Raw genomic sequence first — 16,364 nt, forward strand, 5'->3', positions numbered from 1 at the left:
TTTCATTTTTTTTAATGCTGAGTTGATTTATGAGATTATATGTTATTTTGTTTTTTTTAATGTGGTCTAATATTCTATATGCTAAATGTATTAAAGTTGATGATTTGAATGAAAAGAAAATAATTATAATGAGTTTATATTCTTTGCAGGGAAATCAAAATAAAATTGATGAAGATATTCAAAAGATGAAAGATGGTTATTATGTGGATTATTATTATGGATACTCATATTTGATTGGAAAAGATAGATTGAAAAATTATGAGCTTGCTGAGTTTTATTTAAATAAATCCGCTAATTATTGTTTTTCACCAGCCCACTATTCACTAGGTTATTTGTATTATTTACAAGGGGATTTAATAAGTGCTAAAAAATGGTTTATTTCGGCGAAGGAACTTGGGGATAATTTAGCTGCGCATCTGTTAGGCACTATCTATAAAAATGAAAAAGAAACAGAAAAAATGATGGAAAATTTATTGTTTGCTGAAAGTAATGGTTTTACACCCTCTATTACAGAATTAGGAGTTATTTATTATGATGGTACTTTAGTTGAAAAAGATTTACAAAAAGCATTTGAATATTTTAAAAGATCTGCTTTAAAAAATGATCCATTAGCTCAAAATAATTTAGGATGGATGTATGAACATGGTGAAGGTACAGAAAGAAATATAGAAAAAGCTAAATATTGGTATCGAATAGCATCTGAGAATGGTTTTGAATTAGCAACTAAAAATTTAAATAAACTAAATAATACTAGTGAAAATAAGATTTTATTTTAATGTAAATGTTGTTTTATGATAGTGTTTTTTAGAATTAATTAAATGAGGATAATATTGTCCTCATTTATACTATGGAAATTGTAGGTGGGTACAGTTTAGTTGCAAAATACTATAAGCGTTGAAATATCATTAACTAATGGAAAGGGAGTTGACATTACTAGAAATAATTCTATTCCATTAGAAGAAATTGTTAATAAAGTAAAAAATAGACTTGGTTTAGGTGATTGAAATGTTAAAATATTTATTAATAATTTTTTCTTTAGTATACATTAGTGGTTGTACAGTTAAAAATAATAAAAGTGATAGAATAAATTTTGAAGAGTTATCGAAAGAATTGTTTTTATCTTTTGGTTATACAACTAAAGTAATTTTTCATAAAGAGGAATTGGATTTAATAAATATTTATATTAGTAAATCTAAAATGACAAAAAATTATTTTAAAAAAAATATTGAAAGTGTTTTGTTGAAGAAGGGGTGGGTTGAAATACCATCAGATTTCGATGATCAATTTATATATTGTTTTGATAAAAAAAATGCATTGGAAGTTTTATATCCAACAAAAGAATACTATGGTGATGATAATGGGAATAGTATTGATGTTGATAAGGATAGTTTGGACAAATGGATTGTGACTTTTAATTATAATATGTATGGAATGACAAGTTGTAGTAATTTTAAAAAATAATTTAACATGAAGGTGTGTATTTTAAAGTGGTTGCTTTTTTAATTCAGTAGAATTTAATCTGAAATTATTAGGCTGTGATAGTTATTTTAAGATTAGAGAGGCATATGGATAAGATCTATTATTTTTTCTTAAATTGCAATTTATAGTACACCTAGATAAATTTAGTGAGATTTTATATGTTTAGAAAATTAACAATATTAGTCATTTCAATAGGTATAAGTGCCTGTGCTAATTCTAATACAGAGCAAAAAAGTCTAACTACGTCTTGTGAGGTTCAGAATGAATATGGTTCAATTGGGTGTGGAATAGTTCCTTTAAGTATTAATAAAGAGATAAGTAAAAAATTTAAAGATGAATGTCCGTTTGAAAATAAAAGTGTTGATGATAATTATATAAATTGCCTACGAAAGTATAAAGAGAAACCGTTAGAGGCATTTAAGTTAGGAAATATAGAGTTTTATGGTAATCATGTAAATCAGGATATAAAAAATGGTCTAGATCTAATTAAATTTTCTTCAGATCAAAAATATCCTGAGGCTATGGTCTGGTTAGCTAAGTTTTATGATTCTTTAGGAGAGACGGATAAAAGTTTTAAATTAATTAAAGAAGCAGCTCAATTAGAAAATCCATTAGCTATGTACAGTTTAGGGTTTCGGTATAGTAAGGGAATTGGTGTTAATGCTGATAAGGAAACTGCATTAAAATGGTTAAATGAATCTAAGGAATATGTGCCTGCGGCATATTCAGAAATGGCAACAATATATTTAAATGATGGTGATGTTAACAAGTTTATTGAATATAATAATAAAGCTTTAGATGAGAAATATTGGTTTGCGAATGTTGAATTGGCTGTTTTATATTTGGGAGGTGTTCCCGGTTATGAAGGATATAGGGACTTACAAAAGTCCAAAAAATATGCGCAAGAATTAATTAATAAAAAAATTTCAGTTGGTTATTTTATTGATGCTCAAATTCTGGAAATTGAATCCAATAAAATACCTAATTCAAAAATATGTGAACTTTACAAACAGGCATATGATGGTGGATTTATGTTAGCAGGTATAAATTTATCGAGTGAGTATTTGTTGGGTAATAATTGTTCTAAAAATTATGAAAGTGCTTTAAAAATATTTAGAAATATATTTTTAAATACAATTGGTGAGACTAAAATTATGTCAGCAACAAATCTTGGTTATATGTATTTAAATGGGCTGGGTGTTCCAGTCGATTTAAATAAGTCGAAAGAGTATTTACAATATGCCTCAAATTTAGGATATCAACCTGCTATTGATATGTTGAGCCAAATACAATAATTTTTTATCCTTCTATTGTTTGAATTTTTTAATTCAAACAATAGAAACTTAATTTGTCTAATTAACAAATAAGTTTAATATAGAATTTGAATAATAAGATTTTAATTTTTGCAGAGCAAGAATGTGTTATATAGGGCGTTTATGAAAGTTTTTTTATTAATTACGCTAATTGTAATATTAGGGATTCTAAATGGATGTATAAATTATAATACTGAATCTAATCATGTGGAGTTCATACAAGTTCCATGTCAAATATCTAATGCCAACGGAACGATTGGTTGTGGAAAAATACCGATTAGTATCAGAGATGATGTAAACAAAAAACTGTTTCCAAACTGTCAAATAGACTTTGAAAATTTTAATGATAGTAGTAAAAAGTGCTTAGAACAGAATGATAAAAGACCTGCTGATGCCTATATCTTAGGAAATTTAAAATATTATGGAGAGTTTTATGATAAAAATGAGGCAGAAGGATTAAAATATATCGAATATGCTGCAGAGCATCAGAATCCTCAAGCTAAATTCTGGTTAGCTAAAAAATTTGAAGCAGAAGGTAATATTAATTCTGCAACAATATTAATAAAAGAAGCAGCTAATCTAGGAAATCCTCTGGCAATACATAGTTTAGGTGCAAGATATAGTAGAGGAATTGGTGTAGATAAAAATTTAGATCAAGCATTATTATTATTAAATCAATCTAAAGAATATATTCCTGCTTCTTTTTCAGAGATAGCTTTGATTGAACTGCAAAAAGGTAATATAGAGGGGTTTATTAAATATAATAACATTGCAATTGATAAAAAGTATTGGTTTTCTTATGCTGATTTAGCTGTTTTATACTTGGGAGAAATGCCAAATCTTGAAGGTTATCGTGATTTGGATAAAGTTATTGATTTATCGAATAAATTAATAGAACATAATGTTGCTGTAGGGTATGCATTGAAGGCTAGAGTATTACAATATAAATCAGATGGAGTTGCTAATCCTGAGATTTGTGATTTGTATAAATTATCTTTTGATAAAGGTTATTTATCTGCTGGTTTAAGCGTTGGTTCTGAATATTTGTTAGGTAATAATTGTTCTAAAAATTATAAATTAGCATTAACTACTTTTAATTCACTATATAGCGAGTCAGATAAAGACATAAAAGTTGTAGCAGCCTCAAATTTAGGTTATATGTATCTAAATGGATTGGGAGTTAATCGTGATTTAAATAAATCAAAAGAATATCTAGAATATGCTAAAAACTATGGATTTCAGCCTGCTATAGATATGTTGCAAAAAATAAAATAATTTTATTGTTTTTCTATTGTTTTTCTATTGTTTTTCTATTGTTTTTCTATTGTTTTTCTATTGTTTTTCTATTGTTTTTCTATTGTTTGAGGTTTTTAATTTTGAACAATAGAAATTATATTTATTTAATAGGAAATTTAAAATTAGAATTTGACTAATACGATTTTGATTTCTGTAGATGAAGAATGATTTATATAGAGGGTTTATGAAAGTTTTATTGTTAATCCCATTGTTTTTAATATTGGGAGGTTTAAATGGATGTATAAATTCTAATACTGAATCCAATCGTTTTGATGTTATAAAAGTTCCTTGTGAAATAACCAATGCAAATGGAGTAATAGGATGTGGTAAAGTACCTATTAGCATTAATGATGAGGTAAACAAAAAGCTTTATCCAAATTGCGATATAGACTTTAATAATTTTACTGAGAATGAAAAGAAATGCTTAGAAGAAAACTATAATAGACCTGCTGATGCATATATCTTAGGGAATTTGAAATATTATGGTAAATATTTTACTAAGAATGAAAGTGAAGGATTTAAACTTATAAAATTTTGTGCAGATAATAATAATCCTGAGGCGAATGCATGGTTAGGAGATTATTTTTCAAAAAAAGGTGATATTCAAGAGTCAATTAAATACATAAAAATAGCGGCAGATTTGGGTAGCCCTTTGGGAATGCATAATTTAGGTGCAAGGTATATTAGAGGGAGTGGTGTTGAAAAAAATACAGAAAAAGCATTATTTTTATTAAATCAATCAAAAGAATTTATTCCAGCCTCTTATTCGGAAATAGCATTACTGGATTTACAAAAAGGAGATGTTGATGGTTTTATTGAAAATAATAATATAGCAGTTGAAAAAAAATATTGGTTTGCACTTGTTGATTTAGCCTCTTTATATTTAGGTGAAATGCCAAACTTGGAAGATTATCGTGATCTAAAAAAAGCTGATTTATTGGCGAACAAACTAATTGAACATGATGTGATCGTTGGTGATTTTGTCAAAGCAAAAGTTTTTCATTATCAAAATTTAAGAACTCCTGAAATTTGTAAATTATATAAAAATTCTTTTGAAAATGGGTATATGCCTGCTGGTATAAATTTAGGTGCAGAATACTTAACAGGAGGAAATTGTGATAAAAACTATAGACAAGCTTTGGATATTTTTTTAATGTTATTTAACTCTACAGATAAAGATATTAAAGTTGTTTCTGCCTCAAACATAGGATATATGTATTTAAATGGTTTGGGTGTACCAAAAAATAAAATTAAAGCTAAAGAGTTCTTGGAAATAGCTGCAAATGGAGGTTATGAGCCTGCTAAGGATATGTTAAAAGAACTATAGATCTTTTTAAATTGATTTTTAAGATCTCTTAAATAGGATAATTTAAGAGATTTTTTGAGATTGCTAGCTCATAAAAGCCATTGTAACGAAGTCTATCAAGAGAAATCGAGTCTAAAGTTAAATGAACCACAGTACAATAAATAAGAAAGTGTTTTTATATGTTTACTATAATTATTGAAGTTGTGTTGGGTCAATTTATATCTAACCTGAAAGCAGAGAATCATCCCTATTTATTTTGTTTTATAAAGGGATGTTTATTGGGGCTGATAGGGTTTTTTTTAGCGGTCAGTTATAATTATTTTAATGATGATTATCACAAGCTTTTTAAGAATTGAGGATAAGCCATATCTAACTTTTTTCATAAGGACTGTTACTATTAGTCTAATAACGGCATTATTTTTAATTATTATTGAACCCAAAGGGAAAGAAATAATGGAAAGTTTAACTTGGTTGGTCGGTTGTTCTTTATTTATTGGACTGTTAATAAGTTTTATTGCTGGGATTTGTGAGATAGGGCGAGAGAATGTTGAAAGATAAACATATAAATTATAGATAGTGACAATATTTTTAACCTGTGGAAAACGTTTTGATAGTGCTAGAAGTAATTTTACTTCATTAGAAGAAGATGAATTAGCTAAAAATGGTTGGGTAGATTGAAATGTTTAGAAGCTTAATTTTTACTTGTATTACGATATTACTTAGTAGTTGCACTGTAAAAAATGATAGGCTAGATAGAGTAAATTTTGAAGAGCTATTGGAAGAGTTATTTTCAAAATATAGCTATAAAACTGAAGTAAGCTTTTACAAAAAAGAACTTGATGTTAGTAATGCTTATATTCCAAAGAATAAAATGTCAAAATCTAACTTTGAAGTTAATATTGAAAAAGAGCTATTAGTAAAAGGTTGGATAAAAATTCACCCACTATTTGATGATCAAAATATTTATTGTTATGATGAAAAAAATGAATTAAGCATCATATATCCAACTAAAGATCATTATGTAAACAAAAGCGGTGATAGCATGGATGTTAGTAAGGAAAATTTAGATAAATGGATTATTTTATATAGGTATAATATGTATGGAAATACAAATTGTGAGAATTATTTTAAAAATAACCTGAGGTGAAATATGTTTAAAAATTAATAATTTTTTAACGAAAATTCTCTAGTTGTTTAGAGTGAATTTTAATAAGGTGGGTGAATGTTTTTGTTAGAAAAAACAAAGAAAACAATAATGAGATTAGTCATTTTTTTATTTATATTAAGTTTAATTTCTTGTACCCAAAAGACAGAAAGACTAGAATATGTAGATCCTGTTAATTTTACATCGAAGGTTTTTAAGAATGTGAATTATGAATATGTGAATATTCTAAAAAAGAAAAATCAGAAATAAATTTAGTGTATGTGAAAAAGTCAGATATGACGAAAAATTATTTTAATGATACTGTTGTTGATAATATAAAAAATCAAGGTTGGAAACAAGTTAGTCCCGAGTTTCAAGATCAAAATTTATTTTGTTCTGGTGCTAATAATATGATGAGTGTGGTTTATCCTACGAAAGAAATTTATAGAAACTTAAAAGGGGATACTTTAACAATTAAAAAAGAAAATCTAGATAAATGGATGATTTCCTATATCTATAGCTTTCATGGGTTTGATGAGTGTGAAACATAGCTTTGAGGTTGTTAAAAAATCAAAAATTAAGGAAATAAAATGTATAAAATATTCTTTTCTATACTAGGATTATCCTTTTTCTTGGTGTCTTGTGTAAATAATAATCCAAATGAAAAAAGAGTTGATATTCAAGATTTTTTAAAAATTGTCTTTAAAGGATATCAATATAAATATGAGGCAGGAATAGTGAAGCCTAGTGCGGAAATTTCTAATATTGTAATATCTAAATCTGTTATGAGTCAGTCTAATTTTTTTGGTATCGAAGAAAAAATATTAAAAGAAGGATGGGTCAAGAAGTATGAGTATCAGGGATTTAATGTATATTGTTATGATATTTATAATAAATTAGGAATTTTATATCCAAAAAGGAAAGCATATTTGGATAAGGATGGTAGTAGTATTAAAATTAGTAATTTTGATAATTGGTTGATTTATTATGCATATAGTGATTCTGGTGTAGATGGGTGTGAGTAATTTGTACGGAGTTTTTATTTAAAATTATTTGGAGTGATTGAAAATTAAGATAGTAGTTTTCTTGTTTGAAGTACTGATTAATTAATAGGGCTGAAAGTTGAAGTGTTTTATGGTGTTGAAATATATATGTATTTTATTTTTTTTAATGGTGGGGTGTAGCTCAAATACAAATATGTATGAAAATAAAGATAGTTTAAATTTCTCTTTGGTAAGTGAAAAATTATTTTATGATGTTAAATATAATTTTGTTGAAGTTATAGTCAAGGATAAGGTCGAAAATTATAATGTTTTTGTTAGTAAAAAAGACATGAGTATTGACTTTTATAATAGCGCTGTAACAAAAAGAATTAAAGATATGGGTTGGAAAAAAGTTAAATCAACCTATGAGAATCAGGATATATACTGTTATGATGAAAAAAATGAAATGGCAATCTTATATTCTACAAAACAAAATTATTCTTCGAAAGATGGCAAGAATGGGTTTAGTATAACAAAAAAATATCTAGACTATTGGGTTGTGTATTATAGGTTTAAAGATGATGGTACGAATAATTGTAAATATTTAACACCGACATTAGGACAACGATAATGCTAAAGAAAATGCTTTTTATATTGCTAAATAGTACAATTTTTTCAGTACATGCAACTCCTGATTTTTTAAGCTATAAAAATTGTAGTCCGCTAAATTTAAGTGATGCAAATTTTAGTCTTTCATCGAAAGATGTCTTTCCTGAATATTCATACATCACTAAAAATTATAACTTTTTGACGTTACCGATTTCAGATCAAGATCAACGCTACTGTTTAATTATCAATAATAAAAATAAAGTGATTGTCGATGCTATTCCAACAATGTTAAGCGATATGTGTGCTGGAAAGTGGGATAAGCAAAAGGATCTACCTATTTGGGAGGCTGATGTAGGAGGCTGATGTAGGAGGCGGAAGAGGCACAGTTGTTTATATGAATTATTCAACAAGCCAAAATTTAAAGAAATTGAAAAAATCTGAGAAATTAGAAATAGATGAAATAATCAAAAGCATAAATTGCCAATTGCCTGTATATAGCAAAAATGATGTTCTAGAGCTTAATGATTCTGCATTTTATTTATATAAATTAGGTTACTACAATGAATCTTTAAGCATTTTAAACCATGTTATAAAGCTAGATCCAAGTAGAGCAATAGCTTACTTAAATATTGCCGATATATATGTCGCACAAAAAAATGAACTGCTTGCTAGGAAAAACTACGCTCTATATTATGCAGAGATGAAAAAATTAGGTCTTTTAAGCAAAGTGCCAAATAGAATTAAAAAATACTTATAGTTAGGTTTTTTAGAGAAGATTTTTCTCTAATTATTTTATATCCATTAGGAAAATTCGCAAAGACTCCGGCAGGTATTCCATTAAGCTATGATGACATTAATTTCTGGCAGATTTCTGTTTATAACAGTACATCAAAGTTAGCTGCATGTAATCAAAATTCAAACGATTTTATTGATTTTAAGACGCTTTGATTTGAATCGTTGCCATAAGTTTGGTTTTTCAATAAAACCTAAAAATCACAGCTTTTTACCCCCTTATCGTGATTGAATCAATCCGCATTAAACACAGTCTGTAAATTCCGACTTTATAGTTTGCCCATTGTTTGTTGTACATAAATTCTTCATTTTTATATGAGGTTAAACAAGGATGTACAACAATGAAGAAGTTATTTCTATTTATAGGTTCAATGGGGTTTTTGGTCAGCATGCCTAGTTTTGCAGCAGATTTAAGTATAGGTGACCCTAAAACAGAATCAGGTGAACTTAAACTTTCTGGCGCAATTCGTACCCGATATATGTACAAAGATTATATCGTTGAGGCAAATGAAGGTTCTAAAAACAAGGATTGGCAGCTTGCTGATATTAAAACAGTATTGAGTTACGAAAACCCAAATTGGATTGCCTCATTAGATCTACGCTGTTATCAATACAGCCGTTTATGTGATGGATTATTTCTAAAAGATGCTTGGGCTGGATATAAAATTTCAGACCAGCAACGCTTTACCGTGGGCTTTCAATCAGTTGATTTTGGATTTGGTCGACTGTGGGGCAACAGCTATTATGAAACCTTGCTAAATACGGTTGGCTTAGAAGATATTCAAAATCTAGGTGCGAAGTATCAGTTTAAAAATGATCAATACAATTTTATTTTAGGCTTTTACCCAACAGATGGCGGTAATTATACAGGGACATCCAAAGATGCAAGTCGCTATAGTGGTAACTTTGTTCAAGCCGATGATTTAAACCAAGGCACAGATATCGATGAAAAAAATATGTGGGTGACGCGCTTATCTAAAAAATTTGAGTTGGACCCAGCGCAAAAGTTTTCAACTGAGATTGGTGGTTCATTCTGGTACTCAGATCTGGAAAATAATCGCACGCAGCAAGATGGTCATCGAAGTACATGGAGTGTATTTAGTACAACCAATTATCAAGCATGGCAATGGCTTTTCCTTGCAGGTGAACAGAACATTAAAAATGCCGATAATCTTCTGCCAAATAGCTCAACCATCGGGGCATTTGATTACCCCTACCAAGTGGCCAATAAAGGCAAATTTATGGCCAATGAAATTAATTACACCTTGGCTCAACCCTTTTATCAGTTAGAAAATATTAAACCCTATCTGTCCTATAGCCGTTTCTTTAAAGATCAAAAGGGCTATCAAGATTCAGATCGTTTAATTGCGGGGGTGTATTTTAATTACAAAGCAGTAGGGATTCAGGGCGAATATATTTGGAGTCGTAATGATCCAATGACAGGCGGTAGTGCCAATGGTCTTGCACAAGGCGACAGTAATCAATGGAATAAATTATTTTACTTATCACTTGGTTATTACTTCTAAAATTAACATTGAGGATCAACCAGTCTATTTAAAATAGGCTGGTTCTTTCGATTCTGCCTACGCCAGCCATTCTTAGGAATAGTTGGTACTTAGGAATAAACGGCTGTTAGGGTTAGGCAGCTCTTAGGACCAATGCCCCGATTAAAATAATACATGACGAGATAATACGTATCGCATTAACTTGTTCTTTAAGAATAAAAATCGAAATTAGCGTAGCAAATAAAATCGAGGTTTCACGCAGTGCGGCAACAATGGCAACTGGTGCAAGTGTCATCGCCCACAATGCGAGTCCATAAGAGAAAAATGAGCCAATCCCACCAATTAAACCGAAATGCCAATTATGACGAAAATAATTACCCATCTGGTGATATTGCATTTTCAAGGCAAACATAAAAAAGATCAGACCCGAGAGCACAAAGCTCCATAAGATATAAGAAATGGGTGATCCTGAGAGACGAATCCCATGACCATCCACCAAGGTATAGCCAGCAATTAAAACTGCATTGAGCAAGGCTAAGCCAATCCCTTTTCGTCCTGTTTGAGAGGTCGCGAAGATCATAGATAAAATGCCGATGGAAATGGTAATGATCCCAAGCCAAGCATTGAATTCTAATGTTTCATGCAGCAAGAATGTCCCTAAAACTGCCACAATAAGCGGTGCAGTACCACGCATCAGTGGATAGCTTAGTCCCATGTCAGCGACACGATAGATTTTGGCAACCATACCAAAATAGAGAATCTGTATTCCCGTTGAGGCTAAAATATAAGGCCAACTAGCGCGATGTGGTATCGGGAAAAAGGGCAGTAGTAGCGCTGCTAAAACTGCTGCTGATGCAGTCACCAGTACAGTGGTTAAAAATTTATTTGAGCCTGCTTTGACAATAGCATTCCATGTGGCGTGAAATGCCGCTGCGATTAAAATAAGGCCAAATATTGCCGTGCTCATATGCTGCCTGCATGTTCATGATTGAATTAATGTGCATGATGTTGTTAAAAAAAGAAAGCAGGCAGCTGATCTCGATTATAAAAAAACCTTTTCAGCGTGTTGTGTTACCGATTCTACCGGTTGAATCAGTTGTCCACGTGATAGGTTCTGAACATGCTGCAATCGATTCTGTAATTCATTTTGGATAAACAGGATACAGGTCTGTAATTTAGATGAGCTTTTTAAACGTGACGGGTAGACTGCCCATACATCGGCATCTTGCCAGTATTCAGGCAAAATATGCTGTAACTGACCGCTAATCAACTCATCTGCAACATCCCAAATTGAACGTAAGATAATGCCATGACCTTCGACTGCCAATTGGTGAATAATTTCACCATTATTGGAAATAAAACGTGGGGTGACATGTACCGACATATCTTCTGAAGCGTGGCGTAATTTCCATAATACCGAGGATTGATCTCGTTCACTGATGGTTAAGCAATCATGACTACGCAAATCGTCTAAACTTTCAGGCATTCCATTTTTCAGTAAATAACTTGGTGCAGCACAAAAAATTCGGAAATTAGAAACCATCTTTTTGGCAATCATATTGGGTGCAATTTCATTACCAATCCGAATATCCAGATCAATACTGTGTTGAATTAAATCTTTCGTATTATCAATCGTATCAAACTGAATTTCTAATTTTGGATACATGGTCAGCAGTTTAGACAGGATCGGTGCAACGTGTTTCCGCCCAAAACCAAAGCTGCTGACAATATCCAGATGCCCTGTGGGGGTACTTAATGGGTTATTGACCAACTCACTGATTTCATCAAATTCATCCAAAATATGAGCGACTCGCTCCAAAATCAGTTTGCCATCTTCAGTCAAACTGACATGACGGGTACTGCGATGAAACAATTTACAGTTTAAATTGTTTTCTAAAATGTTGATGCGCTTACTAATAAACGCAGGCGAAACACCCAGTTCCTCAGCAGAATCAACAAAACTTTTACGTTTTGCGACTGTGCAAAAAACCTTTAAATCCGATAGGTTAGGTAGATTATTCACGATCCGTGTCCATTGGGGTGATAGTTTTATTATTGATCATTTTTGCTGAAAATAGCATGTTTACAGCTAAGGATATTAACCAAAGGTGTAAGGGAGCGTTATGGCAAAAAAGTATAAAGTTGCGACGATTGCAGGCGATGGAATCGGGTTAGAAGTTCTACCAGAAGGGATCAAGGTTGTAAAGGCAGCTGCAGACAAATATGGCATAGCGCTACAGTTCGATGCGTTTGAGTGGGCAAGTTGTGATTACTATCTTGAACACGGAAAAATGATGCCCGACAACTGGTTTGAAATTTTACAGCAATACGATGCGATTTTCTTTGGTGCAGTGGGTTGGCCTGAAAAAGTGCCAGATCATATTTCTCTTTGGGGGTCATTGCTACAGTTCCGTCGTCGTTTTGACCAATATGTGAATTTACGTCCAGTACGTTTAATGCCAGGGGTGAAATGCCCACTTGCAGGTAAAAAACCGGGGGATATTGATTTCTACGTGGTACGTGAAAATAGCGAAGGTGAATACTCTGCGATTGGTGGTAAGGCTTTTGAAGGTACTGAGCGTGAGTTTGTTTTACAAGAAGCTGTGTTTACTCGTCATGGTGTAGACCGCATTTTGAAATATGCTTTTGAGTTTGCCAATCAACGCGATGCTAAAAAAGTTACCGCTGCAACCAAATCAAATGGTATTGCAGTCAGTATGCCGTACTGGGATGAACGTGTTGATGAGATGGCAAAACAATATCCGCAAATCAAGGCAGACAAACAACATGTCGATATTTTGGCCGCGCGTTTTGTGTTACAGCCTGAACGTTTTGATGTCGTGGTTGCTTCAAACTTATTTGGTGATATTTTGTCGGATTTGGGGCCTGCATGTACAGGAACGATTGGTTTAGCTGCTTCTGCAAACTTAAATCCAGAACGTAATTTCCCATCGTTGTTTGAACCTGTACATGGTTCTGCACCCGATATTTATGGTCAAAAAATTGCCAATCCAATTGCTGCAATTTGGTCTGGTGCAATGATGTTGGATTTCTTGGCAGATGGTGATGAACAGGTAGTTCAAGCAGGTCAAGAGATTATGCAGGCAATTGAACATGTATTGCTACATGGCCCGAAAACACCAGATGTGGGTGGAACAGCCAAGACGGACGATGTTGGAGATGCGATAGCAGCATTTGTAACACATCAAAAAATGGACTTATTCGCGATGGAGTAATCGCCCTTAGGGAATAAACAATCAGGATCCAAGATGGATTGAATGGATATGGATAATCAAAATACTAGACTTTATACAGATAAGACACTTGCAATAACCAGTCTTGCCGTTGTGTTTATTTCGGTGGCTGGTTTAGCAATTTACTCGACTGAATCTATACAGCTTGCTGCTCAATGGATGAAGTGGACAACATCTGTTTTTACTACACCAGTGCTTTTATTTGCATTTTTATCAATTATTTTTACCTTTGCTTTGGCGTTCAGTAAGTATGGAAAAATCAAGTTAGGTGAAGGCAAACCGCAATACAGTACCATATCATGGATTTTCATGTTCATTTTATCGGGTATTGGTTCTTCAACCTTATATTGGGGCTTCTTAGACTGGGCTTATTATTATCAAACACCGGGTTTAAATTTAACTCCTGAATCTGCTGAAGCACTGAAATATAGCGTTGCTTACTCGTTCTTTCATTCGGGATTGAGTGCTTGGTCGATCTATGCGCTGGCTTCAATTTCACTGTGTTATAGCTACCACGTCAGAAAGAATAAAGGCTTAAGTTTGGCGTCAATGATTGAAGCGGTCACTGGTTTTAAGGCAACTGGACCTGTTGGGCGCCTTGTCGATCTGATGTTCTTGTTGTGTATGTTCGGTGCTTTAACAATTTCTTTGGTGCTGACTGCGGTGACTTTTACCAATATTTTGTCGCAGCTGACAGGTATCCCCAATACCTTTATGACCAAAGTGGTGATTATTTTTGCAGTATCGATTTTATTCGCCCTGAGTTCTTATGTGGGGATGGATAAGGGCATGCAACGTCTCAGCCATATGGTGTGTTTAGGTGTGGTGTTGTTTGCGATTTATGTGCTGTGCTTTGGGCCGACCCAATTTATTATGAATAACTCGCTGATGAGCTTTGGCTTAATGGCAACCAATTTTGTCGATATGAGTTTATTTACCGACCCAATGGGCGATGGAAAGTTCACCCGTGAATGGACCGTATTTTATTGGTTATGTTGGATTTCTTATGCACCGGGTGTGGCGTTATTTGTAACGCGTGTTTCAAAGGGACGTACTATCAAAGAAGTGATTCTTGCCATGGTCATCGGCGGTAGCGTTGGTTTATGGTTCATCTTTGGGGTGTTTGAAAACTACAGTGTCTATAACTTTATTCACGGTATGGTCAATGTGCCACAAGTTTTAAGCCAACAAGGTGGTGAAGTTGCGATTAGCCAACTGCTTGGTTTATTGCCTGCTGGCAAGCTGATGATGTGGATTTTCCTTGGAATTATGGTGATTTTTCTTGCAGCACATATGGATGCTGTGGGCTATGCAGTGTCGGCAACTTGTACCCGTGGTTTACGTGAGGGGCAAGACCCATCACCAAATGCACGTTTGTTCTGGTGTGTGATGTTAACCCTTGTTCCGATTGCGATGATTTTCTCTAAAGCGCCTTTGGACACCATGAAGACCGCGACCATTGTGACTGCATTGCCATTCATTGTGATTATTTTGATACAGACCTATGGCTTGGTGAAATGGTTGATAGAGGATTATTCAAAGGTTCCATCCCATCTGATAGAGCAAATGAGTTTTAGTGAGTTGGAATCTTTAGATCAAACAGACGCAAATAAACATATGCACCTTGATGTTGCAATTGAACCCACTGCGGATAAAACCAGTCAAAAGGAATTGTCATGACACAACAACCGAGCATGCACTATAGATTGAGTGAAGAAATGCAAAGTCTGGTGTATTGGAGCAGCATTTATTCACCTGCGGATAATGATATCGATTCTATTCGGGCTGCGTATGATGCGATGTGCTTACATTACACCTTACCACGTGATGGTACGGTCAATATTGAAGATAAAACTGTGCCGCAGCTCAATCATCCAGTCAATGTTCGGTTGTATTCACCATTGGGCGAAGCACCAGCGACAGGTTGGCCATGTATTTTATATCTTCATGGTGGCGGTTGGATGGTGGGAAATCTTGATTCACATGAGTTCATCACCCGCTATTTATGTCGTGATTTAAATGTTGCTGTGCTGAGTGTGGATTATCGCTTAACACCAGAACACCATTTTCCAGCTGCATATGAAGACTGTGAAACGGTATATCACTGGCTCTATCAACATGGCCTGCAATGGAAGATTAATCCAAATCAAATTGTTTTGATGGGGGACAGTGCGGGCGGTAATTTAGCGGCTGCACTTGCAGTGCAATTACAACATACAGGGGCTCAAGCCTGTGGTCTGGCAATGATTTACCCATGTTTGAGTAGTGGTTTTGATACGGCATCTTGTCAGCAGCAAGCAGATGCACCGTTACTGTCGCTAGCGGATATGCATGATTACTTGCAAGCCTATGCGCCAAATACATGCGACTGGCAGGACGTACGTTTATCACCACTGTTGGCACAGGATTTTTCCGATATGCCCCGTAGTTTTATTGCCATCGCTGAGTATGACCCTCTCAGTGATGATGGGCGTATTTTTGCTGACAAGTTAAAACAGGCCAATATTGCAACCGAATTTTATCTCGGTAAAGGATTACTACATGGCAGTTTGCGTTTAGTACGTGACTGTCCTGTGGTGCAAGATTTATATCAGCGCATGCTGAGTTCGTTAAAGCCAATGTTCAATTGATTTGAACATCAGCCAATTTTAAACAAACGGTCGTTAGGACAAAAAAGAGTTTA

Annotated in this window: 17 protein-coding genes; 15 read left to right on the plus strand and 2 right to left on the minus strand. The window is 33.1% G+C overall.

From position 1 onward, the window contains the following. Nucleotides 1-29 precede the first annotated feature (29 nt). From MTO68_RS08915 to MTO68_RS08970, 12 genes are all read left to right on the plus strand, one after another. Nucleotides 30-776, plus strand: a complete 747-nt coding sequence (locus tag MTO68_RS08915; RefSeq protein ID WP_244015668.1) for a tetratricopeptide repeat protein — start codon at nt 30-32, stop codon at nt 774-776. Between the two features lie 229 nt (nt 777-1,005). Further along, nucleotides 1,006-1,461, plus strand: a complete 456-nt coding sequence (locus MTO68_RS08920; protein ID WP_244015669.1) for a hypothetical protein — start codon at nt 1,006-1,008, stop codon at nt 1,459-1,461. Nucleotides 1,462-1,637: 176 nt separating this feature from the next. Further along, on the plus strand, nt 1,638-2,774 hold the full coding sequence (locus MTO68_RS08925; protein ID WP_244015670.1) for a tetratricopeptide repeat protein: 1,137 nt from the start codon (nt 1,638-1,640) through the stop codon (nt 2,772-2,774). Between the two features lie 141 nt (nt 2,775-2,915). Further along, nucleotides 2,916-4,067: a tetratricopeptide repeat protein gene (locus MTO68_RS08930; RefSeq protein WP_244015671.1), complete on the plus strand. Its 1,152-nt coding sequence runs from the start codon at nt 2,916-2,918 to the stop codon at nt 4,065-4,067. Nucleotides 4,068-4,245: 178 nt separating this feature from the next. Beyond that, complete coding sequence (locus MTO68_RS08935; RefSeq protein ID WP_244015672.1) at nt 4,246-5,415, plus strand: tetratricopeptide repeat protein; 1,170 nt, start codon at nt 4,246-4,248, stop codon at nt 5,413-5,415. Between the two features lie 658 nt (nt 5,416-6,073). Next, nucleotides 6,074-6,541 (plus strand): hypothetical protein, encoded by a 468-nt coding sequence (locus MTO68_RS08940; protein ID WP_244015673.1) that lies wholly within the window; start codon nt 6,074-6,076, stop codon nt 6,539-6,541. Between the two features lie 293 nt (nt 6,542-6,834). Next, nucleotides 6,835-7,089 (plus strand): hypothetical protein, encoded by a 255-nt coding sequence (locus tag MTO68_RS08945; RefSeq protein WP_244015674.1) that lies wholly within the window; start codon nt 6,835-6,837, stop codon nt 7,087-7,089. 39 nt (nt 7,090-7,128) lie between these two features. Then, nucleotides 7,129-7,563: a hypothetical protein gene (locus MTO68_RS08950; protein WP_244015675.1), complete on the plus strand. Its 435-nt coding sequence runs from the start codon at nt 7,129-7,131 to the stop codon at nt 7,561-7,563. Nucleotides 7,564-7,672: 109 nt separating this feature from the next. Then, complete coding sequence (locus MTO68_RS08955) at nt 7,673-8,152, plus strand: hypothetical protein (protein ID WP_244015676.1); 480 nt, start codon at nt 7,673-7,675, stop codon at nt 8,150-8,152. Next, nucleotides 8,152-8,493 carry a hypothetical protein gene (locus MTO68_RS08960; RefSeq protein ID WP_244015677.1) on the plus strand — a complete coding sequence of 114 codons (342 nt, stop codon included), beginning with the start codon at nt 8,152-8,154 and terminating at the stop codon, nt 8,491-8,493. Before MTO68_RS08955 ends, MTO68_RS08960 begins: the two co-directional genes overlap by 1 nt. A 31-nt stretch (nt 8,494-8,524) precedes the next feature. Next, nucleotides 8,525-8,887: a hypothetical protein gene (locus MTO68_RS08965; protein ID WP_244015678.1), complete on the plus strand. Its 363-nt coding sequence runs from the start codon at nt 8,525-8,527 to the stop codon at nt 8,885-8,887. Nucleotides 8,888-9,263: 376 nt separating this feature from the next. Further along, nucleotides 9,264-10,448: a hypothetical protein gene (locus MTO68_RS08970; RefSeq protein ID WP_244015679.1), complete on the plus strand. Its 1,185-nt coding sequence runs from the start codon at nt 9,264-9,266 to the stop codon at nt 10,446-10,448. 112 nt (nt 10,449-10,560) lie between these two features. Here the strand turns inward: MTO68_RS08970 and MTO68_RS08975 are convergent, their stop codons facing one another. Further along, nucleotides 10,561-11,394 (minus strand): DMT family transporter, encoded by an 834-nt coding sequence (locus tag MTO68_RS08975; protein WP_244015680.1) that lies wholly within the window; start codon nt 11,392-11,394, stop codon nt 10,561-10,563. 75 nt (nt 11,395-11,469) lie between these two features. Further along, nucleotides 11,470-12,450, minus strand: coding sequence for a LysR substrate-binding domain-containing protein (locus tag MTO68_RS08980; RefSeq protein WP_004721384.1), 981 nt, complete (start codon nt 12,448-12,450; stop codon nt 11,470-11,472). 100 nt (nt 12,451-12,550) lie between these two features. On the opposite strand from MTO68_RS08980, the gene MTO68_RS08985 reads away from it, so the two are divergent. Genes MTO68_RS08985 through MTO68_RS08995 form a run of 3 tightly spaced genes read left to right on the plus strand, consistent with a single transcriptional unit; the run spans nt 12,551 to nt 16,311 of the window. Then, on the plus strand, nt 12,551-13,663 hold the full coding sequence (locus MTO68_RS08985; RefSeq protein ID WP_004721382.1) for a tartrate dehydrogenase: 1,113 nt from the start codon (nt 12,551-12,553) through the stop codon (nt 13,661-13,663). A 42-nt stretch (nt 13,664-13,705) separates the two neighbouring features. Beyond that, a complete protein-coding gene (locus MTO68_RS08990) occupies nt 13,706-15,361 on the plus strand; it encodes a BCCT family transporter (protein ID WP_244015681.1) in 1,656 nt (551 codons plus the stop codon). Then, nucleotides 15,358-16,311, plus strand: a complete 954-nt coding sequence (locus MTO68_RS08995) for an alpha/beta hydrolase (RefSeq protein WP_244015682.1) — start codon at nt 15,358-15,360, stop codon at nt 16,309-16,311. The genes MTO68_RS08990 and MTO68_RS08995 overlap by 4 nt, the downstream gene beginning before the upstream one ends. Nucleotides 16,312-16,364: the final 53 nt, after the last annotated feature.

It is taken from the genome of Acinetobacter sp. NyZ410, assembly GCF_022828975.1.
Lineage (GTDB): Bacteria > Pseudomonadota > Gammaproteobacteria > Pseudomonadales > Moraxellaceae > Acinetobacter > Acinetobacter guillouiae.

What these genes read in the sequence shown, in the direction of transcription:
- MTO68_RS08975 (WP_244015680.1), bottom strand. Translation starts at nt 11,394, where the DNA reads ATGAGCACGGCAATATTTGGCCTTATTTTAATCGCAGCGGCATTTCAC.
- MTO68_RS08955 (WP_244015676.1), top strand. Translation starts at nt 7,673, where the DNA reads ATGGTGTTGAAATATATATGTATTTTATTTTTTTTAATGGTGGGGTGT.
- MTO68_RS08970 (WP_244015679.1), top strand. Translation starts at nt 9,264, where the DNA reads ATGAAGAAGTTATTTCTATTTATAGGTTCAATGGGGTTTTTGGTCAGC.
- MTO68_RS08920 (WP_244015669.1), top strand. Translation starts at nt 1,006, where the DNA reads ATGTTAAAATATTTATTAATAATTTTTTCTTTAGTATACATTAGTGGT.
- MTO68_RS08940 (WP_244015673.1), top strand. Translation starts at nt 6,074, where the DNA reads ATGTTTAGAAGCTTAATTTTTACTTGTATTACGATATTACTTAGTAGT.
- MTO68_RS08995 (WP_244015682.1), top strand. Translation starts at nt 15,358, where the DNA reads ATGACACAACAACCGAGCATGCACTATAGATTGAGTGAAGAAATGCAA.
- MTO68_RS08950 (WP_244015675.1), top strand. Translation starts at nt 7,129, where the DNA reads ATGTATAAAATATTCTTTTCTATACTAGGATTATCCTTTTTCTTGGTG.
- MTO68_RS08930 (WP_244015671.1), top strand. Translation starts at nt 2,916, where the DNA reads ATGAAAGTTTTTTTATTAATTACGCTAATTGTAATATTAGGGATTCTA.
- MTO68_RS08965 (WP_244015678.1), top strand. Translation starts at nt 8,525, where the DNA reads ATGAATTATTCAACAAGCCAAAATTTAAAGAAATTGAAAAAATCTGAG.
- MTO68_RS08945 (WP_244015674.1), top strand. Translation starts at nt 6,835, where the DNA reads ATGACGAAAAATTATTTTAATGATACTGTTGTTGATAATATAAAAAAT.
- MTO68_RS08960 (WP_244015677.1), top strand. Translation starts at nt 8,152, where the DNA reads ATGCTAAAGAAAATGCTTTTTATATTGCTAAATAGTACAATTTTTTCA.
- MTO68_RS08990 (WP_244015681.1), top strand. Translation starts at nt 13,706, where the DNA reads ATGGATATGGATAATCAAAATACTAGACTTTATACAGATAAGACACTT.
- MTO68_RS08915 (WP_244015668.1), top strand. Translation starts at nt 30, where the DNA reads ATGAGATTATATGTTATTTTGTTTTTTTTAATGTGGTCTAATATTCTA.
- MTO68_RS08935 (WP_244015672.1), top strand. Translation starts at nt 4,246, where the DNA reads ATGAAGAATGATTTATATAGAGGGTTTATGAAAGTTTTATTGTTAATC.
- MTO68_RS08985 (WP_004721382.1), top strand. Translation starts at nt 12,551, where the DNA reads ATGGCAAAAAAGTATAAAGTTGCGACGATTGCAGGCGATGGAATCGGG.
- MTO68_RS08925 (WP_244015670.1), top strand. Translation starts at nt 1,638, where the DNA reads ATGTTTAGAAAATTAACAATATTAGTCATTTCAATAGGTATAAGTGCC.